Here is an 18,719-nt window from a genome sequence, read left to right on the forward strand (position 1 = left end):
ACTCAGCAGTAGGCCAGCATCTCCTCGAGCGCCCGACGCTCGCTGCGGTCGACCGCGAGCGACCAGCGCGACTTCACGGCGACCCAGCGCTCGGCGTACTCGCACTGGAAGGCCTTGCGAGGACGCCAGGCCGCGGGGTCGTCGTCGCCCTTGGCGGCGTTGGTCGGGCCGTCGGCGGCGAGCAGCACCGTCAGGTCGTTGGCGAACCTGTGCCGCCGGGCGTCCGACCAGGCCGACGCGCCGGAGCGCCACGCCTCGGCGAGCGGGACAACGTGGTCGATCTGGATCGCCTGCGCCTGGTGGAGGTCCTTGAGGTCGTCGAAGGTCAGCGTCCGACCGGTGTAGGGATCGACCCAGGTGCCGGCGAGGACGTCGTGGTCGCACCTGCCCTGCTGCGCCACGGTCACCGTGTCGGGCACGGAGTCGCGCAGCAGCACGTCATCACGCTGGTTGCAGCCGTTGCCGTCGGTGTCGGCCCAGGCGGTCCCGAACGCGTCGCGGTCGTACGCCGGGCCGTCCGGCGTCCGCGGCGCCACGGTGAGGTCGGCGAGCAGCTCGCCGGCCTCGGCCGCCGAGGGGACGTCCGGTGTCGCCGGTGGCTCGGCGGCCGGCGGGTCCTGCGTGCCCGTCGAGCAGCCGGCGAGCAGGACGCAGGCCAGGAGGCCGGCAGCCGCTCTCAGCACCGCTCGAGCGTGGCGTCCTTGCGCGCTTCGTCGCCGAGCCGGCGGGCCTGGTCGACGTACGGCAGGACGACGCTGGCCCCGCCCTTGTCGCCGATGCCGCCCTGCACCACGCAGTTGGTGATCTTGCCCGGCTGCACCTGCGCCATCGCCTGACCGAGACGGTAGAGCTCCACCGGCGACAGGTCGGTGTGCATGTGCTGCAGCACGCTGAGCACGCCGTGCTCGATGAAGCCCGGCTTCGCTGCGTTGGCCCGCACCTTCGCCTGGATCCCGCGCAGCACCCGCTGCTGGTTGGCCGAGCGGTCGAAGTCGCCGCGGATCAGGTCGTGCCGGATCCGCGAGAACGCCATCGCGTCGTACGGCGTGAGGTGGATGCGCCCCTTCGGGAAGCCCTTGGGCTTGAGGAAGTCGTCGCCGAACGCGACCGGGTTGTTGACCTCGATGCCGCCGATCTGGCGGACCATGTCCTCGAAGAAGCGGAAACGGCTGACGAAGACGTAGTCGGGCTGGATGCCGACCAGGTTGCCGACCGTCCGCCCCAGGAGCTGGGGGCCGCCGTAGTAGAGCGACGCGTTGATCTTGTCGAAGCCGTGGCCCGGGATGTCGACCCACGAGTCGCGCGGGACGCCGATCGCGGCGGCGGCGCCGGTCTTCGTGTTCATGCCGACCAGCTGGAGCGCGTCGCCGCGGGTGTGGGTCATGTCCTCACCCGGCCGGGCGTCGGAGCCGACCGCCAGGATCCAGACGACGTCCGGACTGAGGTCGACCGCGTTCGCCCGGTCGACCTTGACCAGCTCGACCTCGGTGCTCTTCACGGCCGAGTCGGGCACCACCAGCGCCGCGACCGCCAGCACCGCGCCGACGGCCAGCACCCGCACCACCCGGGCCCTCATCGGGCGTCCTTCGTGACGTCGTACCCGAAGACCTGCCACCCGTGCGTGCCCTTCGTGAGGTAGAGACGGCCGGCGACCCGGACGTCCTTGGTCGTGTCGCCGGTGGTCGCGAACCGCACCACCACGTGCGCGGTGACGCCGACCGGCTTCTTCTTCACGCTCAGCACGTCGAGGACGACCTGGCGCTTCTCGGGCTCGACGCCGTCGATCGAGGCGCCGATCTCCTTGTTGCTCATCAGGTCACCGTCGCGGCTGGCCGTGGCCCGCGCGCCGGCCGTGAACCCCGGCCAGGAGTCGCTGAAGTCGGTGCGCGGGTAGTCCCCCGCGAGGTACGCCGCGTCGATCCAGCCGTCGACCACCTGCTGGACGTCACCGGCCAGGGCGGCACGGCGAGCCGTCGGCAGCTTGCCGGCGAGCTTGCCGATGGAGACGTCCGTCGCCACCTCGGGCGTCGCCGCCGAGGAGGAGGCCGTCGGGGTCGGGGTGTCCGCCTCGGGCTCGTCGTCGCTCCCGCTGCACCCGGCGGCCGCGAGGCCGACCAGGACCACCGCCGCGACGCTCCACGAACCCCGTCTGGACCGTTGCCACATACTCCGAAACTCCCCACCGTCGGTGCCGATCGGTTGGAAGTCTGCAACGCCAGGTTGTGGCCCGTGGCACACCACGCCGCAAACCCGCCCCGTCGGTCTGCATTTGCTGGGGCGGGGGTCTAGCCTTGACGTCTGACACTCCCCGTGCACGTACCGGAAGAGGCGAATCAAGCCGTGCCGCAGTCCCCCCGTAGTCAGTCCGACCTCCCGTCCGCCGACTTCGGCGCCAACGAGTGGCTGGTCGAAGAGATGTACGACCAGTACCAGCGGGACCCTGGCAGCGTGGACCAGACGTGGGTGACCTACTTCAAGGCCAACGGTCACGGCGCCACCGAGTCCAAGGCCGCCTCGAACGGCGGCAACGGCACGTCGGCGGCCGCAGCACCGGCCAAGCCCGCCCCAAAGCCCGCCTCCAAGCCCGCCCCGGCGGCCACCCAGGAGCACGCGCCCGACCCGACCCCGACGCCCGCCCCGGTCGCCAAGCCGCGCCCGGAGAGCAAGGCCGCCGAGCCGGCCAAGGGCACCACCAGCCCGGTGCCGAAGGAGTCCCGCCCGGCCGCTCCCGCGCCGGCGAAGGACGAGCCGACCTACACGGTGCTGCGCGGCGCCCCGGCCCGCACGGCCGCCAACATGGACATCTCCCTCACCGTCCCGACCGCGACGTCGGTCCGGTCGGTGCCGGTGAAGCTGCTGTGGGACAACCGGATCGTCATCAACAGCCACCTCGCCCGCGCCCGCGGCGGCAAGGTCTCCTTCACCCACCTGATCGGCTACGCGCTGGTCAAGGCGCTGCGGTCGATGCCCTCGATGAACGTCGGCTTCGACACCGTCGACGGCAAGCCCAACCTGATCACCCCGGCCCACATCAACCTGGGCCTCGCGATCGACGTCCCGAAGCCCGACGGCTCGCGCACCCTGCTCGTGCCGAGCATCAAGGCCGCCGAGACGATGGACTTCGCGGCGTTCTGGACGGCGTACGAGGACATCGTGCGCAAGGCCCGCGACAACAAGCTCGGCGTCGAGGACTTCCAGGGCACCACGATCTCGCTGACCAACCCGGGCGGCATCGGTACGTCGCACTCGGTCCCGCGGCTGATGAAGGGCCAGGGCGCCATCATCGGCGTCGGCGCGATGGAGTACCCGCCGGAGTGGCAGGGCGCGTCGGCCGACGCGATCGCCCGCAACGGCATCAGCAAGGTCATGACCCTGACCTCGACGTACGACCACCGCGTGATCCAGGGCGCCCAGTCCGGCGAGTTCCTCAAGGTCGTGCACGGCCTGCTGCTCGGCCAGGACGACTTCTACGACGAGATCTTCCGCTCGCTGCGGATCCCCTACCAGCCGATCCGCTGGAACGCCGACATCTCGACCTCGCACGACGACGAGATCTCCAAGCAGGCCCGGATCCTCGAGCTCATCCACGCCTACCGGGTCCGCGGCCACATGATGGCCGACACGGACCCGCTCGAGTACCGCCAGCGCAGCCACCCCGACCTCGAGGTCGAGTCGCACGGGCTGACCCTGTGGGACCTCGATCGCGAGTTCGCGACCGGCTCGTTCGGTGGCGAGGGTCGCCGCTTCATGAAGCTGCGCGACATCCTCAAGATCCTGCGCGACTCCTACTGCCGCACCACCGGCATCGAGTACATGCACATCATGGATCCCGACCAGCGTCGCTGGATCCAGGAGCGGGTCGAGCAGCCGCACACCAAGCCGCCCCGCGAGGAGCAGCTGCGGATCCTGCTGAAGCTCAACCAGGCCGAGGCGTTCGAGACCTTCCTCCAGACGAAGTTCGTCGGCCAGAAGCGCTTCTCCCTCGAGGGTGGCGAGACCACGGTCCCCGTCCTCGACGAGATCTGCGAGGCGGCCGCGGCCGCCGGGCTCGACGAGGTCGCGATCGGCATGGCCCACCGCGGCCGGCTGAACGTGCTCGCCAACATCGTCGGCAAGAAGTACAGCCAGATCTTCCGCGAGTTCGAGGGCAACATCGACCCGCGCACCGTGCAGGGCTCCGGCGACGTGAAGTACCACCTCGGCGCCGAGGGCGAGTTCGTCGCCGGCTCGGGCGACGAGATCAAGGTGTCGGTCGCGGCGAACCCGTCGCACCTCGAGGCCGTCGACCCGGTGCTCGAGGGCATCGCGCGCGCCAAGCAGGACGTGCTCGACCGCGGCGCCGACTTCCCGGTGCTGCCGCTGCTCGTCCACGGTGACGCGGCGTTCGCCGGCCAGGGCGTCGTGGCCGAGACGCTCAACCTCTCGCAGCTGCGCGGCTACCGCACCGGCGGCACGATCCACCTGGTCGTCAACAACCAGGTCGGCTTCACCACCTCCCCCGGCTCGTCGCGCTCCTCGCTCTACTGCACCGATGTGGCCCGGATGGTCCAGGCGCCAATCTTCCACGTGAACGGCGACGACCCCGAGGCCTGCATCCGGGTCGCGCAGCTCGCGTTCGAGTACCGCCAGGCGTTCAACAAGGACGTCGTCATCGACCTCGTCTGCTACCGCCGCCGCGGCCACAACGAGGGCGACGACCCGTCGTACACGCAGCCCCTGATGTACGACCTCATCGAGCAGAAGCGCTCGGTCCGCAAGCTCTACACCGAGTCCCTCATCGGTCGTGGCGACATCACGATCGACGAGGCGGAGCAGGTGCTGCGCGACTACCAGCAGCAGCTGGAGCGGGTCTTCACCGAGGTCCGCGAGGCGAGCACGCAGCCGTCGGAGTGGACCACGGTGCCGGACTACCCGGACAAGCCCGCCGGCGAGACCCGCACGGCCGTCTCCGCCGAGGTGATGAAGCGGATCGCCGACGCCTACGTCACGCCGCCCGACGGCTTCACGGTGCACCCGAAGGTGATGCCGCAGCTCCAGCGCCGCTCCGCGGCGATCGCCGACGGCCCGATCGACTGGGGCACCGGCGAGATCCTCGCGTTCGGCTCGCTGCTGATGGAGGGCCGCCCGGTCCGCCTGGCCGGCCAGGACTCACGGCGTGGCACGTTCGTCTCCCGCTTCGCGACGATCATCGACCGTCGCAACGCCGACGAGTGGACGCCGCTGTCCAACCTCACCGAGGACCAGGCGAAGTTCTACGTCTACGACTCGCTGCTCTCGGAGTACGCCGCGCTCGGGTTCGAGTACGGCTACTCGGTGGCGCGTCCCGAGGCCCTGGTGCTGTGGGAGGCGCAGTTCGGCGACTTCGTCAACGGCGCGCAGACCGTCATCGACGAGTTCATCAGCTCGGGCGAGAGCAAGTGGAACCAGCAGTCCGGCGTCGTGCTGCTGCTCCCCCACGGCTACGAGGGCCAGGGTGCCGACCACTCGTCGGCGCGCATCGAGCGCTTCATGACGATGGCCGCCGACGAGGCGTTCGTGGTCGCGCAGCCGAGCACGCCCGCGTCGTACTTCCACCTGCTGCGGCAGCACTCGCTCGGCGAGGAGCACAAGCCGATGATCGTCTTCACGCCGAAGTCGATGCTGAAGCGCAAGGAGGCGGCCTCGCAGCCGGCCGACTTCACCGAGGGCACCTTCAAGCCGTTCATCTCGGACGCCGCGGCCGACGCCGACAAGGTCGACACCCTGCTGATCTGCTCGGGCCGCGTCACCTGGGACCTGATGGTGGAGCGCGCCAAGCGCGAGGACGGCGAGCGGTTCGCGATCGCTCGCGTCGAGCAGCTCTACCCGCGCCCGGAGGCCGAGATCCGCGAGGAGATCGCCCGCTACCCGCACCTCAAGGCGGTGCGCTGGGTGCAGGACGAGCCGCAGAACATGGGCCCGTGGCCGCACTACGCGCTCAACGTGTGGCCGCACGTCGACGCCCAGGTCGAGCTGATCTCGCGCCCGTCCTCGTCGTCCCCCGCGGTCGGCACCGTCAAGCGGCACACCGAGGAGCAGAAGGACCTCGTGGCGCGCGCCTTCAGCTAGGCCGGTGGCTCCGAGGCTCGCTTCGCTCGCACCTCAACCGCCGGTCCGGTGGTCGAGGTGTGAGGCGCGCTAGCGCCGAGCCTCGAAACCACACAGGAGGAACGATGTACTTCACCGATCGCGGCATCGAGGAGCTCGAGAAGCGCCGGGGCGACGAGGAGGTCACCCTGGCGTGGCTCGCCGAGCAGCTCCAGGGCTTCGTCGACTCCCATCCCGAGTTCGAGACCGCCGTCGAGCGGTTCGCGACCTGGCTCGCGCGGCTGGACGACCCGGAGGACTGAGCCGGCGGGTCAGGCGCTGGGCGGCCAGTCCGGCGGGTACGACGTCGTCGGCCACGTCGGCCGGTTCAGCCATCTCCGGAAGAAGGCGGAGAGCTCGTCGCCGGTGACCCGCTCGACGTACCTCTCGAACCCGGCCCGGGTGACGTTCGCGTCTGGCGTGCGGTGCGGCCACTGACGCACGACCCGCCAGAAGTCCCGGTCCCCGACCTTCTTGCGCAGCGTCTCGTACATCATCGCCGTGCACACGTAGACACAGCCGGTGGCGAACATGTCCGGGTCGTACGCGCCGGGACCGCCCTGCTCCTCGCGCTCGTCGACGTTGCCGATGCGGAACATCTGCACCCAGTCGTGCCACGAGGCCTCGGTGTGCTCCGCCGACCAGCGCGCCTCGAGGTACATCGCCATGCCCTCGTTCATCCACAGGTCGCGCCAGTCGGACGGGGTGACCGTGTCGCCGTACCACTGGTGCGCGAGCTCGTGAACCATCGTCTCGCGCGCGTCGACGGGTCGTCCCCAGCTCTTGCGCCCGAAGGTGACCAGGGTCTGGGTCTCCATGGCCGACGCGCCCGGCACGACGACGACACCGGCGCTCTCGAACGGGTAGCGCCCGAGCCTGGTCTCGAGCCACTGCAGGTCGTCGGGGAGGTGCCGCAGCGCCGCCATGTAGTGCGCGACGTCGCCGCGCGGGAGCCAGTAGCTGAGCGGCAGGCCGTGCGGACCGGTCGCCGTCCGGTGGACGTACGGACCGACCGCGAGCGTGACCAGGTAGCTCGCCGCCGGGTGCTCGAGGTGGAACCGGGTCGTCGTCGCGTGCGACGTCCGCCGCTGCGAGACGAGCCGCCCGTTGCTCACGCCGGCCCACCCGTGCGGGGCGGTCACCTGGACGTCGTACAGCGCCTTGTCGGAGGGCTGGTCGTTGACCGGGTACCACGTGAACGCGCCGTACGGCTCCTGCATGGTGCGCAGCTGACCGTCGCGGGTGACCTGCGCGCCGACGTACGAGAAGTCGCCGCGGGTCGTCGGCGCCGGCGTCGGGCGCGGGGTCCCGCGGTAGACCACGCGGACGTCGTAGCGCCGGTCGGCGACGACGGGCGCGTCGACGTGCAGGACGTCGTCCGCGTGGGAGGTCGCCACCTGCTCGCCGTCGACCGTCACCCGGGCGACGTGCAGCGCGTCACCGAGGTCGAGCTGGAACGACGGCGCATCCGCCGTCGCACGGAGCCGGATGTCCGCGACGCCGCGCAGCGTCCTGCTGGCCCGCTGCCAGGTCAGGTCGAGCCCGTAGTGCAGCGCGTCGACGCCCGGGTCGCCGTGGTCGGGGTAGTAGCTGTCCTCGCGCGGCGCCGAGACGCCGGCGTCGTACGACGTGGCGTCGGCAGGAGCCGCGAGGAGCGGGAGCGCGAGCGCCGTCGCCAGGACGAGGGGCACCCAGCGGGCAGGGCGGACAGGCATCAGGGAGGCTCCCGAGATCGAAGGTCGGCCGCGATTCTCACACGAGCACGCCGCACGTGCGGGCTCTTCAGCCCACCTTGCGGTACTTGCGGTGCATCGTCTGACGCGTCACGCCGAGCAGGGTCCCGATCTCGGCCCAGCTCAGCCCCTGGTGGCGAGCCCGCCGTACGGCGACCTCCTCGCGCCGGGCCAGCTCACGCTTGGCCTCCGCGACGGCGGCCAGCTCGGGCACGACACCACCGTCTCCGTCCTGCGTATCCGTCGACGTCCTCATGGTGTCAGCATATGCTGACGCCCCAAGAGGGCGAACCCACGCTCCACGTGGTCCGGCAGCGAGCCGCCCTCGTCCAGCCAGGTGGCGGTGGCCGACCGGAAGACCGCGAAGCCGACGGCGGCCATCGTGCGCGCTGCCGCGTCGCCGCCGAGCTCGCCGGCGACGACGTGCTCCCAGGACGCGAAGGTGTCGTAGAGCCGGCCGCGCAGCACGGGCGACGAGGCGGCCGCGCGCTGGCGCAGCTGCACGCGCTCGCGGTCGGACTCGAAGCCGCGCGCGAGCCCGATGACCGCCTCCCGGACGACGGAAGGCGCGTCGAGACCGGACGACGAGAGCGCGCCCATCCGGGTCCGCAGCTCGGCCTGGCGCTCCTCGCGGCCCATGTCGAGGACCTCGTCCTTGGTGGCGAAGTAGCGGAAGAACGTGCGCGCCGAGACACCCGCGTCGGCGGCGATCGCCTCGACGGAGGTCTCGTCGTACCCGTCCGCCGCGAAGCGCCGCAGGGCCGCGTCCGCCAGCGCCTCGCGGGTGCTGCGCTTGTGGACCTCGCGTCGCCCCTCGACCGAGTCAGTCACCGGAGAGCGCCACCCGGAGCTCGGCGCTGCGGTCCGGCCGCGCGCCCGGCCGCCCGCTGCGCAGCTCGACCCGCGAGAGGGTCCCGGTGAACGCGAACGGCGGGCGGTAGTCGGCGCAGACCGCGATCCCCCGGTCGCGGCCGACGAGCATGCCGGCCCCGGACGACCCGAGATTGGGGAAGAACAGCAGCCCCGGCAGCGGTGACTCCGCCACGTCGGCGCCGTCGACGGCGAGCACCAGTCGCGGCTCGCGGCCCGGCTCGTAGCGGACGCTGAGCACGTGCTCCCCTGCGGGCACCGGGTCGGGGGCGGCCAGCCGCACCGTCCGGTCGAGCATCGCGACCGTCGCGACCAGCCGGCCCTCGAGCAGGTACGTCGCCCACCCGCCGTGCCGGTCGCCGATCGCCGTGATCACTCCCTGCGCCGGCTCCTGGGCGCCGCCGTCCGACACCTCGACGTACGCCGTGAGCTCGAAGCCGCCCATCAGGGCGGGCAGCTGGCTCTCCTGCACCGGTCCGCCGCCGGGGGCGTAGGTGCCCGAGGTCGGCGGCGGGAACTCGCCGGGGTGCATGTGCGCCATCGAGCCCGGGAACTCGAAGAGCGGCAGCACCTGGTTGCGGCCGGCCTCGGCCCACCACAGGCCCTCCATCCGCCGGACCCGGTCGGGCTCCTCGTCGGCCAGGTCGCGGGCCTCCGAGAAGTCGTCGGCGATGTGGAAGAGCGACCACCGGTCCGTGTCGTGGTCGAAGCTGCCGGTGATGTGGGCGCGCTCGTCGAACTGGTTGGCGACGTGGTCGGTGACCGCCATCCACCCGTCCTCGTAGATCGCGCGCGAGCCGAACATCTCGAAGTACTGCACCAGCCGGTGCTCGGGGGCCTCCGGCTCCGCGAAGCTCGGCAGCAGGGACGTGCCGTCGACCGGCTGCTGGGTCACGCCGTCGACGGTCTCGGGTGCCGTGATGCCGGCGGCGTCGAGGACGGTCGCGTAGAGGTCGACGGCGTGCACGAACTGCTGGCGTACGCCGCCCGGTGCCGCGAGCCGGTCGCCCCAGCGGACCACGAGCGGGGTGCGGACCCCACCGAGCCAGGCGTACCTCTTCCACAGCCGCAACGGGGCGTTGCCGGCCCAGGCCCAGCCGTAGGGGTAGTGGTTGTAGGCGTCGTGGGTGCCGATCTCGTCGATGCGGGCGATGGACTCCTCGACGTCCTCGCCCATGCCCAGCCAGCCGGCGGCCTCGTTGAGCGTGCCCGTCGTACCGCCCTCGGCGCTCGCGCCGTTGTCGGAGAGCAGCATCATGATCGTGTCGTCGGCGATACCGCGCTCCTCGAGGTCGGCGAAGAGCCGGCCGAGGTGGTGGTCGGTGTGCGTGACGAACCCGGCGAAGACCTCCATGTAGCGCGCGAAGAGCCGCCGCTGGTCGGCCGGCAGCTCCGCCCAGTCCGGGATCCACGACGGCCGCTCGGGCAGCTCGGTGCCGGCCGGGATGATGCCCTCGGCGACCTGGCGGTCGAACGCGCGCTGGCGCCACGCCTCCCAGCCGTCGTCGAACTGCCCGGCGTACGGCGCGACCCACTCCTCGGTCACCTGGTGCGGCGCGTGCGCGGCACCCGGCGCGAAGTAGAGGAAGAACGGCTTGCGGGACTCGGCCTGCTGCTGGTCCTGCACCATCCGGATGGCCTGGTCGACCAGGTCCTCGGTGAGGTGGTAGCCCTCCTCCGGGGTGTACGGCGGGTCGATGTGGGTGTTGTCGCGGACCAGCTCCGGCGCCCACTGGCTGGTCTCCGCGCCGAGGAAGCCGTAGTAGCGCTCGAAGCCCTGGCCGAGCGGCCAGCGGTCGAACGGACCGGCGGCGGAGTACTCGTTCTTCGGCGCGAGGTGCCACTTGCCGACCGCGAGGGTGTTGTAGCCGTGGTCGCGCAGCACCCGCGCGAGGTTCGCCGCCGACCGCGGGATCCGACCCGTGTAGCCGGGGAAACCGAGCGCGGCCTCCTGGGTCACGCCCATCCCGACGGCGTGGTGGTTGCGGCCGGTGAGCAGGGCGGCCCGGGTCGCCGAGCAGACCGACGTGACGTGGAAGCGGTTGTAGCGCAGCCCCTCGGCCGCCAACCGGTCGATGTTCGGCGTCGAGATCCCCGAGCCGAAGCAGCCCAGCTGGGCGAAGCCGATGTCGTCGAGGACGACCATCAGCACGTTCGGGGCGTCGGGGCCGGGCGTCGGGTAGGGCACGAACCGGGGCTCGGAGGTCGCGGCCCGGGTGGTGATGCGCTGGGTCTGCATGACGACATCCTGTCACTCGACTGACACTTTCGTCTGCAGGTCGGGTACGGCAGGATGCGGGTCATGACCATCGAGTGGGTGGCGTCCCGGGACGCCGAGGTGACCTACCCAGCGGCACCGTGGGACATGGTGGGCCAGCTCTGGCTCTCGATCTTCAACCTGCGGGAGTCCGTCGACTCGCCCGGCGGGGTCCGGCCGGCCGGCACGTACGGCGCGGCGTTCGTGTCCTACGAGGAGGGCAGCCCGCTCACCTACTCCGAGCTTCTCGTCGCCCGCCTGGTCGACGCCGGCACCTACGGCCGGTGCGTGTCGATCACCGACATCTGGGTCGACTCCCCCGCCTCGGTGGCCGGCGGCCGCGAGCTGTGGGCGATCCCGAAGGGCCTCTGCGACTTCGACCTCGACACCAGCCACCGCGGCCCGCTCTCGTCGACCTCCTGGTCGGCCTCGGCCGAGCGCCGCCCCATCGCCAGCGCGTCCTTCACCGACGTGAGCCGCGCGATGCTGCGGATCCCGTTCAAGGGCACCACCTGGCAGCCCGGGATCGAGGACACGGACGGCGAGGAGCGCACCGCCGTGCTCCAGGGCTCGTCGAAGGCGCTGCCCTGCCGCGGTCGCTGGGACTTCGCCGCCGACGGCCCTCTCGGCTGGATGCGCGGCGCGCGTCAGTTCGCGTCGTTCCGGCAGGCCGACTTCAAGATGTCCTTCGGCTGAGTGTCGTTCGGCTGAACGTGGCCCGCCGCATCGAGCCCGACGCGTACGTCGTACGCCGGATCGCGGCGGTCGCGACCCGCCTCCCCGAGGTCGTCGAGGAGGAGGCATGGACCGGCGTGCGCTGGCGGGTGCGCACCGCGACCTTCGCGCACGTGATGGTCGCGCAGCCCGGCTACGAGTCGTCCTACCGCGACATCACCGGCGACGACTCGATCCGCACCGTGCTCACCTTCCGGGCGACCGGCGACGAGCTGCTCGCGCTGACCCACGCCGGACTGCCCTTCTACCGGCCGCCGTGGTCACCCACGATCGTCGGGATCGTCCTCGACGACGACACCGACTGGGCCGAGGTCGCCGAGCTCGTCACCGAGTCCTACCGCTTCCAGGCGCCGCAGCGGCTGGTGCGGCTGCTCGACGACTGAGCCCCTACTCGCAGCCCCATCCGTCGTTGTCGTAGTCGAGGTCGTAGATGTCGGTGCCGATCACCCGCACCGGGCCTTGCACGTACGCCGGACCGTCGCCGCTACCGCCGGCGCAGTCGACGTCGTAGGCGATCGGCACGCAACCGCTGTAGTTCGGGTCGCAACGCCGCGCCGGTTGCGACACCCGCGTTCCCTTGAGGATGACCCTCGTCACCGGCTTGCGCTTGACGGTGCTGCTGACCAGCGTGCGGCTCGACAGCACACCGTCCTCCAGAGTCAGCCGGAAGACCTTGACGCGCACTCCGTCACGACCGCGCTGGGCGACCTTCGTCACGCCCTTCTTCAAGGTCGCCGTCTTCCGCGTCACCGTCCGGTGCGGGATCGGCTGAACCTCCCGCACGCGATCGTGCGTCACCACCGGGTCGTTGTCGTCGCCCGCTTGTGCCGCCGCGACCGGCGCGGCCACGGCCACCGCGAGGACAAGCGCCGCCGCGACTCGAGAAATGGACTTCATGTGTGTTCCCCCGTCCGAGTAGTTGCGCGGGACCGTAGGCACGATCAATGCCATCCGTCCGGCAATCCGGAGGACAACGAGGAACTGTCTAGACCCTTATCCCGCAGGACGGACCGTGAGGTCGGGGACCGTCGCGTCGCGGGGCAGGTCGAGCACGTGCAGGATCGCGTCGGCGATGGTCTCCGGGCGGATCCAGGCGGTGGCGTCGTACTCCTTGCCCTCCTGCTCGTGCACCTTCTCCTGCATCGGGGTGGCGGTGCGGCCGGGGTAGACGGTCGTGACGCGTACGCCGGCCCCGGCCTCCTCTCCGCGCAGCGAGTCGGCGAGTGCTCGCAGCCCGTGCTTCGAGGCGGCGTACGCCGACCACTGCGGGTGCGCGGTCAGGCCGGCGCCCGAGTTCACGAAGACCACCGTGCCGCGGCCGTGCCGCAGCGCAGGCAGCGCGACCCGGGTCAGCGTGGCCGGCGCGACCAGGTTGACCCGCAGCTGGGTGGCCCAGTCGTCGATGGAGAGCGACGCGACCGGGCCCAGCTCGACGACCCCGGCGGCGTGCACGACCGAGTCGAGCGTCTCCGGCAGCGTCAGCGACTCGACCGACTCCGGCCAGGCGAGGTCGGCGACGAGGACCTCCGTGCCCGGCAGGTCGGCGGCCAGCTCCTCGGCGCGCTCGGTCGAGCGGGCGACGACGAGGACCTCGTCGCCGCGCTCGAGCAGCCGGTGGGCGAGGACGGCGCCGATGCCCGAGCCGGCTCCGGTGACGAGGTGGGTCGCCATCAGCGGGTGAACACGATCTTGCCGAACTGCTCGCCGCCGAGCATGGCGGCGAAGCCGTCGCGCGCCTCGGTCATCGGCAGGGTCCGGTCGACGAGCGGCCGGGCGCCGGTCGCGTCGAGCATCGAGACGAGACCGGCGAGCTCGTCACGAGTGCCCATCGTCGAGCCGATCACGCTGAGCTGGAGGAAGAAGATCCGGGTCAGCTCGGCGTCGTCGAGGTTCGGCCCCGACGTCGTGCCGGAGGTGACGATCCGGCCGCCGGGCCGCAGCGACCGGATGGAGTGCGACCAGGTCGCGCGGCCGACCGTCTCGATCACGGCGTCGACCTTCATCGGCAGCCGGGCACCGGACTCGAAGGCGTCGTGCGCGCCGAGCTCGAGCGCCCGCGCCCGCTTGGCCTCGTCGCGGCTGGTGACCAGCACCCGCAGGCCGGCGGCCCGGCCGAGCACGATCGCGGCCGTGGCCACGCCACCGCCGGCGCCTTGCACGAGCACGGTCTCCCCCGCGCGCAGCTCACCGCGCGTGAAGAGCATCCGGTACGCCGTGAGCCACGCCGTCGGCAGGCAGGCCGCCTCCTCGAAGGAGAGCGACGCCGGCTTCGGCACCACGTTGCGACGGGGTACGGCGACCTGGTCGGCGAACGTGCCCTGGTGGCGCTCCGAGAGCAGCGACCGCTTCGGGTCGAAGGTCTCGTCGCCGGTCCACGACGGGTCGCTGATCACCGCGTGCACGACGACCTCGTTGCCGTCCTCGTCGAGGCCTGCGGCGTCGCAGCCGAGGATCATCGGCAGCGCCTCCTCGCGGAGACCCACGCCGCGCAGGGAGAAGAGGTCGTGGTGGTTGAGCGACGCCGCCTTGACGGTGACCGTCGTCCACCCGTCCGGTACGTCGGGGTCCGGGCGCTCACCCACCTGCAGGGCGGAGAGCGGGTCGTCCTTCGAGAACTGGTCGGCGTAGACGGCGAACATTCCTCGAACGTACCGGGGCGCTATCGGCGAGCGACACCGTCCCGGCGTGCGGCGTCCGCCACAGCCGCCGCCACCGCCGGCCCGACCCGCGGGTCGAACGGCGACGGGATGACGTACTCCTCGGTCAGCGCGTCGCCGACCAGCCCCGCGATCGCCTCGGCGGCCGCCAGCTTCATGCCCTCGGTGATCGAGGTGGCGTGCGCGTCGAAGGCGCCCCGGAAGATGCCCGGGAAGGCGAGCACGTTGTTGATCTGGTTGGGGAAGTCCGAGCGGCCCGTGGCGACCACCCGGGCGTGGCGGTGGGCGACGTCGGGGTGCACCTCGGGCGTGGGGTTGGCCATCGCGAAGATGATCGCGTCGGGCGCCATCCGCGCGACGTCCTCCTCGGGCACCGTGCCGCCCGAGACGCCCATGTAGACGTCGGCGCCGGCCAGCGCGTCGGCGAGCGTCCCGGTGCGTCCCGTCCGGTCCGCCGTCAGGTCGGCCAGCTCCCGCTTCACCGGGGTCAGGTCGTTGCGGCCGGAGTGCACGACACCCTTCCGGTCGGTGACCGCGAGGTCCTTGATGCCTGCCTCGAGCAGGATCTTCGCGATCGCGACGCCCGCGGCACCGGCTCCCGAGATGACGACGCGCGTCGACTCCGGGTTGCGACCGGTGAGGGTGAGCGCGTTCTTCAGCGCGGCGAGGGCGACGACGGCGGTGCCGTGCTGGTCGTCGTGGAAGACGGGGATGTCGAGGAGCTCCTTGAGGCGGTCCTCGATCTCGAAGCAGCGCGGCGCCGAGATGTCCTCGAGGTTGATGCCGCCGAAGCTGGGGGCCAGCCGGACGACGGTCTCGATGATCTCCTCGACGTCGGTGGTCGCGAGGCAGATCGGGACGCCGTCGACGCCGCCGAACTGCTTGAACAGCACGGCCTTGCCCTCCATCACCGGCATCGCCGCGGCCGGGCCGATGTCGCCCAGCCCGAGCACGGCCGTGCCGTCGGTGACGACGGCGACCGTGTTGGGCACCCACGTGTAGTGCTGGGTCATCGACGGGTCCTCGGCGATCGCCTCGCAGACCCGGGCCACGCCCGGGGTGTAGGCGAGGGAGAGGTCGTCGGCCCCGCCCAGCGCGACCGTCGCACGTACCTCCATCTTGCCGCCCACGTGCAGGTCGAAGACCGGGTCGCCGGCGAAGGGGTGCGAAGCAGACATTGAGGAACTCTCCATCGAGACGTGCGGGCAGCCAAGCTCAGGTTCGGGGGTCCGGATCAGCGCGCGGGGTGGTGCGCGGAGAAGATCGACGGACCTCGGGGGTTCTCCCTCTCCGCCAGTCTGACACAAGGTCAGAGACGTCGAGGCCGGGGCCAGACCCTGGCCACGGTGACAGCGATCACGTCGCTGTCGGCGACCGGACCGCGGTGCCGCGAGTCGACCCCCTCGTCCGGGTTGTCGCTCAGCAGCCACCAGGCCGGCGACCCCTCGCGCGTCGTACGGCGCTCCGTCGCGCGCTTCACCGCGACGGTGCCGTCGGCGAGGCGCGCGACCACGACGTCGCCGGGCACGACGGCCCGTCGGTAGGAGACGAGGAGGCGGTCGCCCGCCTGCAGCGTCGGGGCCATCGATCGTCCAGTGACCAGGGCGAATCCCCACCGCGACATACGGGTAGTGTCCCAGTGAAAGCCTCAGACAACCGAAGAGAAGACGAGAGGACCCGCATGTTCGCGAAGCTGTTCGCCCCCACTCTCGAGGTATCCGCTCACTGCGACCTCCCCTGCGGCGTCTACGACCCCGCGCAGGCCCGTATCGAGGCCGAGTCGATCAAGGCGATCATCGCCAAGGTCGCCGACAACGACGACGCCGACTTCCGCACCCGGGCGATCCTGATCAAGGAGCAGCGCTCGGAGCTGGTCAAGCACCACCTCTGGGTGCTGTGGACCGACTACTTCAAGCCCCCGCACTTCGAGAAGTACCCGCAGCTGCACACCCTCGTCAACGAGGCGACGAAGCTCGCGGGCGCCAGCGGCACCAAGGGCGAGCTCGACGCGGCGAAGGCCGACGAGCTGCTCGCCAAGATCGACGAGATCGCGGAGATCTTCTGGGAGACCAAGAAGGCCTGAGCTCCGCTCAGGCCTTCTTGAGCACCGCTCCAGACCGCTAGTTAGTGGGACCAGTTCCCCGGGTACGAACACCCGCGGGGACTGGTCCCGCTACTGTTTCCGGACCGGTCTCGGACCCCCACCCTGACCCCAGCACAAGGACGACACATGGCATCGATCGGCGCGACCTCCGGCCCGAGCGCGAGCGAGGAGGCCGGCAAGGCGGACGTCGAGCTGCGCGTGCCGGCGGACCGGGCGTACGCGTCCGTGCTCCGCACCACCACCGCCGGCCTGGCCGCCCGTCTCGACTTCCCGATCGACGACATCGAGGACCTGCGGATCGCCGTCGGCGAGGCCTGCGCGATGGTGCTCGGCGAGGCCGAGCCGGGCACCGACCTGGTGTGCCGCTTCTACCAGCAGCCCGGCGAGCTCACCGTCAGCGTCACCGGCTCCGTCGACGGCGAGATCGAGCCCGACGAGGACAGCTTCGCCTGGCAGGTGCTCACGACCCTCGCGACCACGGCCAGCGCCACCACCGACGACTCCAGCTTCACCGTCTCCCTGTCGATGGTCTCCTCGGTCGCGTCGTCGCTCCAGGAGCATGGTCACTGACATGACGATCTCGGACGACGGGCTGGAAGACTCCCTGACCGGGATCGACCTGACTCGACACCGCAGCGCGCAGCTGTTCGTCGTGCTGCGCGACGAGGACGCGTCCGAGGCGAGCCGTGCGACGGCCCGCGAGAGCCTGGTCCACCTGCACCTGCCCCTCGTGGAGCACTGCGCCCGACGGTTCCGCAACCGTGGCGAGCCGCTCGAGGACCTCGTCCAGGTCGGCACCATCGGCCTGATCAAGTCGGTCGACCGCTTCGACACCGACCGCGGCGTCGAGTTCTCGACGTACGCGACCCCCACGATCATCGGCGAGATCAAGCGCTACTTCCGCGACAAGGGCTGGGCGATCCGCGTGCCGCGTCGGCTCCAGGAGCTGCGGATGCAGATCGGTACGGCGAGCGCGGAGCTCACCCAGAGCCTCGGCCGCTCCCCCACGCCGCGCGAGCTCGCCGAGGCGATCGGCTGCACCGTCGAGGAGATCGTCGAGGGCATCGAGTCGAGCAACGCCTACTCCACGCTGTCCCTCGACGCGAGCGACGACAGCGACGACGGCGCCGCCACCATGCTGGACGCGATCGGCGTCGACGACGAGGGCCTCGAGCACGTCGAGATCCGCGAGTCCATCAAGCCGCTCCTGGACCGCCTGGCGCCCCGGGAGAAGAAGATCCTGCTGCTGCGGTTCTTCAAGAACATGACCCAGTCGCAGATCGCCGAAGAAATCGGCGTCTCGCAGATGCACGTCTCCCGGCTGCTCAACCGCACCCTCGAGCAGCTGCGCACCTCGCTCGAGGAGCAGAGCTAGCAGGCCGCTAGACCGAGTTCTGCTCGCCGTCGTCGGCGAGCACGGTCAGGCTCGCCGGGTGGAAGATTCCCACCAGCACGAGCACGGCGACCACGGCGATCCCGATCGCCACGCCGGTGGTGTCGCCGCCGTGGAAGCTCCACGCCACCCCGAGCCCGATCAGCTGGGTCAGCACCACCGGGCTGCGCGCCCAGGACTGCCCGCGGACCAGCGACCAGGCGCAGAGCAGCAGGCCGGCGCCGTACGCCGCGAAGAAGATGCTCGTCGTGGCGCCCATCGCCACCCGGTCGGAGTCCAGGCTGGCGATCTCGAGCACGGCGAACGCGAGGAGCAGCAGGCCCTCGACGGCGACCAGCGACGCCGCGACGATCAGCGGCGCCGGGCGGTTGGCGGACGGGCGTAGGCTCACCGGGGCAGCCTAGAAGAGTCGGGCAACCATCCAGACAGCAGCCACCAGATGTCACGGCTGTGACGGACAAGACCATGTCAGGGGGTTGTTTAACGCTCCAATAGTTGCCAGTCTTGACCCAGTGCTCGACGACGAGCCGGTTTCGTCATGCCCATGCTGCAGGCGATCGCCGCCCACTGTCGACCTCCCCTTGATCATCGATGAAAGAAGGCCCCCGAGCCATGGATTGGCGCCACCGTTCTGCGTGCCTCGACGAGGACCCGGAACTGTTCTTCCCGATCGGCAACACCGGTCCGGCCATCCTCCAGATCGAGGAGGCCAAGCAGGTGTGCCGACGCTGCGAGGTGCGCGAGCAGTGCCTCGCGTGGGCGCTGGAGGCCGGGCAGGACCACGGTGTGTGGGGCGGGCTGAGCGAGGACGAGCGTCGCGCGCTCAAGCGCCGCAACGCCCGCGCCCGCGTGCGCACCGCGTGAG

At 71.1% G+C, this 18,719-nt stretch carries 21 protein-coding genes; 8 read left to right on the forward strand and 13 right to left on the reverse strand.

Annotated features, from left to right (window positions below; all coding sequences use genetic code 11):
* Positions 1–2: 2 nt before the first annotated feature.
* The 3 genes from ACFPYL_RS20730 to ACFPYL_RS20740 are packed head-to-tail and all read right to left on the reverse strand — an operon-like array spanning position 3 to position 2,124.
* Complete coding sequence (locus ACFPYL_RS20730; RefSeq protein ID WP_379158892.1) at positions 3–683, reverse strand: HNH endonuclease family protein; 681 nt, start codon at positions 681–683, stop codon at positions 3–5.
* Positions 677–1,576, reverse strand: coding sequence for an LCP family protein (locus ACFPYL_RS20735; RefSeq protein WP_379158895.1), 900 nt, complete (start codon positions 1,574–1,576; stop codon positions 677–679). Before ACFPYL_RS20735 ends, ACFPYL_RS20730 begins: the two co-directional genes overlap by 7 nt.
* A complete protein-coding gene (locus ACFPYL_RS20740; RefSeq protein ID WP_379158898.1) occupies positions 1,573–2,124 on the reverse strand; it encodes a hypothetical protein in 552 nt (183 codons plus the stop codon). The genes ACFPYL_RS20735 and ACFPYL_RS20740 overlap by 4 nt, the downstream gene beginning before the upstream one ends.
* A 216-nt stretch (positions 2,125–2,340) precedes the next feature.
* Between ACFPYL_RS20740 and ACFPYL_RS20745 the strand changes: the two genes are divergently transcribed.
* A complete protein-coding gene (locus ACFPYL_RS20745; RefSeq protein WP_379158901.1) occupies positions 2,341–6,087 on the forward strand; it encodes a multifunctional oxoglutarate decarboxylase/oxoglutarate dehydrogenase thiamine pyrophosphate-binding subunit/dihydrolipoyllysine-residue succinyltransferase subunit in 3,747 nt (1,248 codons plus the stop codon).
* A 104-nt stretch (positions 6,088–6,191) separates the two neighbouring features.
* A complete protein-coding gene (locus ACFPYL_RS20750) occupies positions 6,192–6,368 on the forward strand; it encodes a DUF6104 family protein (protein WP_200944940.1) in 177 nt (58 codons plus the stop codon).
* Positions 6,369–6,377: 9 nt separating this feature from the next.
* Here ACFPYL_RS20750 and ACFPYL_RS20755 read toward each other — a convergent pair whose 3' ends face one another.
* The 4 genes from ACFPYL_RS20755 to ACFPYL_RS20770 form a co-directional block, all read right to left on the reverse strand.
* Positions 6,378–7,820 (reverse strand): M1 family metallopeptidase, encoded by a 1,443-nt coding sequence (locus tag ACFPYL_RS20755; RefSeq protein WP_379158904.1) that lies wholly within the window; start codon positions 7,818–7,820, stop codon positions 6,378–6,380.
* Between the two features lie 67 nt (positions 7,821–7,887).
* On the reverse strand, positions 7,888–8,094 hold the full coding sequence (locus tag ACFPYL_RS20760) for a helix-turn-helix domain-containing protein (protein WP_379158907.1): 207 nt from the start codon (positions 8,092–8,094) through the stop codon (positions 7,888–7,890).
* Positions 8,091–8,669: a TetR family transcriptional regulator gene (locus ACFPYL_RS20765; RefSeq protein WP_379158909.1), complete on the reverse strand. Its 579-nt coding sequence runs from the start codon at positions 8,667–8,669 to the stop codon at positions 8,091–8,093. The genes ACFPYL_RS20760 and ACFPYL_RS20765 overlap by 4 nt, the downstream gene beginning before the upstream one ends.
* Positions 8,662–10,947, reverse strand: a complete 2,286-nt coding sequence (locus ACFPYL_RS20770) for a sulfatase-like hydrolase/transferase (protein WP_379158912.1) — start codon at positions 10,945–10,947, stop codon at positions 8,662–8,664. Before ACFPYL_RS20770 ends, ACFPYL_RS20765 begins: the two co-directional genes overlap by 8 nt.
* Before the next feature lie 63 nt (positions 10,948–11,010).
* Between ACFPYL_RS20770 and ACFPYL_RS20775 the strand changes: the two genes are divergently transcribed.
* Together ACFPYL_RS20775 and ACFPYL_RS20780 are read left to right on the forward strand one after the other, a co-directional pair.
* Positions 11,011–11,661 carry an acetoacetate decarboxylase family protein gene (locus ACFPYL_RS20775; protein WP_379158914.1) on the forward strand — a complete coding sequence of 217 codons (651 nt, stop codon included), beginning with the start codon at positions 11,011–11,013 and terminating at the stop codon, positions 11,659–11,661.
* Positions 11,662–11,678: 17 nt separating this feature from the next.
* Positions 11,679–12,083 carry an MmcQ/YjbR family DNA-binding protein gene (locus ACFPYL_RS20780; protein WP_379158917.1) on the forward strand — a complete coding sequence of 135 codons (405 nt, stop codon included), beginning with the start codon at positions 11,679–11,681 and terminating at the stop codon, positions 12,081–12,083.
* Between the two features lie 4 nt (positions 12,084–12,087).
* Here ACFPYL_RS20780 and ACFPYL_RS20785 read toward each other — a convergent pair whose 3' ends face one another.
* From ACFPYL_RS20785 to ACFPYL_RS20805, 5 genes are all read right to left on the reverse strand, one after another.
* Positions 12,088–12,651: a G5 domain-containing protein gene (locus tag ACFPYL_RS20785; RefSeq protein ID WP_379158920.1), complete on the reverse strand. Its 564-nt coding sequence runs from the start codon at positions 12,649–12,651 to the stop codon at positions 12,088–12,090.
* Positions 12,652–12,693: 42 nt separating this feature from the next.
* Positions 12,694–13,371: an SDR family oxidoreductase gene (locus ACFPYL_RS20790; RefSeq protein WP_379158923.1), complete on the reverse strand. Its 678-nt coding sequence runs from the start codon at positions 13,369–13,371 to the stop codon at positions 12,694–12,696.
* Positions 13,371–14,339: a zinc-binding dehydrogenase gene (locus ACFPYL_RS20795; protein ID WP_379158926.1), complete on the reverse strand. Its 969-nt coding sequence runs from the start codon at positions 14,337–14,339 to the stop codon at positions 13,371–13,373. Before ACFPYL_RS20795 ends, ACFPYL_RS20790 begins: the two co-directional genes overlap by 1 nt.
* 20 nt (positions 14,340–14,359) lie before the next feature.
* Complete coding sequence (locus ACFPYL_RS20800; protein WP_379158928.1) at positions 14,360–15,535, reverse strand: NAD(P)-dependent malic enzyme; 1,176 nt, start codon at positions 15,533–15,535, stop codon at positions 14,360–14,362.
* Positions 15,536–15,666: 131 nt separating this feature from the next.
* Entirely contained in the window at positions 15,667–15,981 is a 315-nt protein-coding gene (locus ACFPYL_RS20805; RefSeq protein WP_379158931.1) for a S24/S26 family peptidase, read from the reverse strand.
* Positions 15,982–16,038: 57 nt separating this feature from the next.
* On the opposite strand from ACFPYL_RS20805, the gene sodN reads away from it, so the two are divergent.
* The 3 genes from sodN (at position 16,039) to ACFPYL_RS20820 (ending at position 17,836) form a co-directional block, all read left to right on the forward strand.
* Positions 16,039–16,440, forward strand: a complete 402-nt coding sequence (gene sodN, locus ACFPYL_RS20810; protein WP_379158935.1) for a superoxide dismutase, Ni — start codon at positions 16,039–16,041, stop codon at positions 16,438–16,440.
* 147 nt (positions 16,441–16,587) lie between these two features.
* Positions 16,588–17,031 carry an anti-sigma factor gene (locus ACFPYL_RS20815; RefSeq protein ID WP_379158938.1) on the forward strand — a complete coding sequence of 148 codons (444 nt, stop codon included), beginning with the start codon at positions 16,588–16,590 and terminating at the stop codon, positions 17,029–17,031.
* Between the two features lies 1 nt (position 17,032).
* On the forward strand, positions 17,033–17,836 hold the full coding sequence (locus ACFPYL_RS20820) for an RNA polymerase sigma factor SigF (protein WP_379158941.1): 804 nt from the start codon (positions 17,033–17,035) through the stop codon (positions 17,834–17,836).
* 7 nt (positions 17,837–17,843) lie between these two features.
* On the opposite strand, the gene ACFPYL_RS20825 is transcribed toward ACFPYL_RS20820, so the two are convergent.
* Positions 17,844–18,245 (reverse strand): hypothetical protein, encoded by a 402-nt coding sequence (locus ACFPYL_RS20825; RefSeq protein WP_379158944.1) that lies wholly within the window; start codon positions 18,243–18,245, stop codon positions 17,844–17,846.
* Between the two features lie 221 nt (positions 18,246–18,466).
* Here ACFPYL_RS20825 and ACFPYL_RS20830 point away from each other — a divergent pair, with 221 nt between their 5' ends.
* The gene (locus ACFPYL_RS20830) at positions 18,467–18,718 is read left to right on the forward strand and encodes a WhiB family transcriptional regulator (protein ID WP_011755173.1); all 252 of its coding nucleotides are present in this window, start codon (positions 18,467–18,469) and stop codon (positions 18,716–18,718) included.
* Position 18,719 lies beyond the last annotated feature (1 nt).

Source organism: Nocardioides hankookensis (assembly GCF_042658885.1).
Lineage (GTDB): Bacteria > Actinomycetota > Actinomycetes > Propionibacteriales > Nocardioidaceae > Nocardioides > Nocardioides hankookensis.

Coding starts and splice junctions, on each gene's coding strand:
- ACFPYL_RS20735 (WP_379158895.1), bottom strand. CDS start 1,576: ATGAGGGCCCGGGTGGTGCGGGTGCTGGCCGTCGGCGCGGTGCTGGCG.
- ACFPYL_RS20750 (WP_200944940.1), top strand. CDS start 6,192: ATGTACTTCACCGATCGCGGCATCGAGGAGCTCGAGAAGCGCCGGGGC.
- ACFPYL_RS20755 (WP_379158904.1), bottom strand. CDS start 7,820: ATGCCTGTCCGCCCTGCCCGCTGGGTGCCCCTCGTCCTGGCGACGGCG.
- ACFPYL_RS20760 (WP_379158907.1), bottom strand. CDS start 8,094: ATGAGGACGTCGACGGATACGCAGGACGGAGACGGTGGTGTCGTGCCC.
- ACFPYL_RS20770 (WP_379158912.1), bottom strand. CDS start 10,947: ATGCAGACCCAGCGCATCACCACCCGGGCCGCGACCTCCGAGCCCCGG.
- ACFPYL_RS20775 (WP_379158914.1), top strand. CDS start 11,011: ATGACCATCGAGTGGGTGGCGTCCCGGGACGCCGAGGTGACCTACCCA.
- ACFPYL_RS20785 (WP_379158920.1), bottom strand. CDS start 12,651: ATGGCATTGATCGTGCCTACGGTCCCGCGCAACTACTCGGACGGGGGA.
- ACFPYL_RS20790 (WP_379158923.1), bottom strand. CDS start 13,371: ATGGCGACCCACCTCGTCACCGGAGCCGGCTCGGGCATCGGCGCCGTC.
- ACFPYL_RS20795 (WP_379158926.1), bottom strand. CDS start 14,339: ATGTTCGCCGTCTACGCCGACCAGTTCTCGAAGGACGACCCGCTCTCC.
- ACFPYL_RS20800 (WP_379158928.1), bottom strand. CDS start 15,535: ATGTCTGCTTCGCACCCCTTCGCCGGCGACCCGGTCTTCGACCTGCAC.
- ACFPYL_RS20805 (WP_379158931.1), bottom strand. CDS start 15,981: ATGTCGCGGTGGGGATTCGCCCTGGTCACTGGACGATCGATGGCCCCG.
- sodN (WP_379158935.1), top strand. CDS start 16,039: ATGTTCGCGAAGCTGTTCGCCCCCACTCTCGAGGTATCCGCTCACTGC.
- ACFPYL_RS20815 (WP_379158938.1), top strand. CDS start 16,588: ATGGCATCGATCGGCGCGACCTCCGGCCCGAGCGCGAGCGAGGAGGCC.
- ACFPYL_RS20820 (WP_379158941.1), top strand. CDS start 17,033: ATGACGATCTCGGACGACGGGCTGGAAGACTCCCTGACCGGGATCGAC.
- ACFPYL_RS20830 (WP_011755173.1), top strand. CDS start 18,467: ATGGATTGGCGCCACCGTTCTGCGTGCCTCGACGAGGACCCGGAACTG.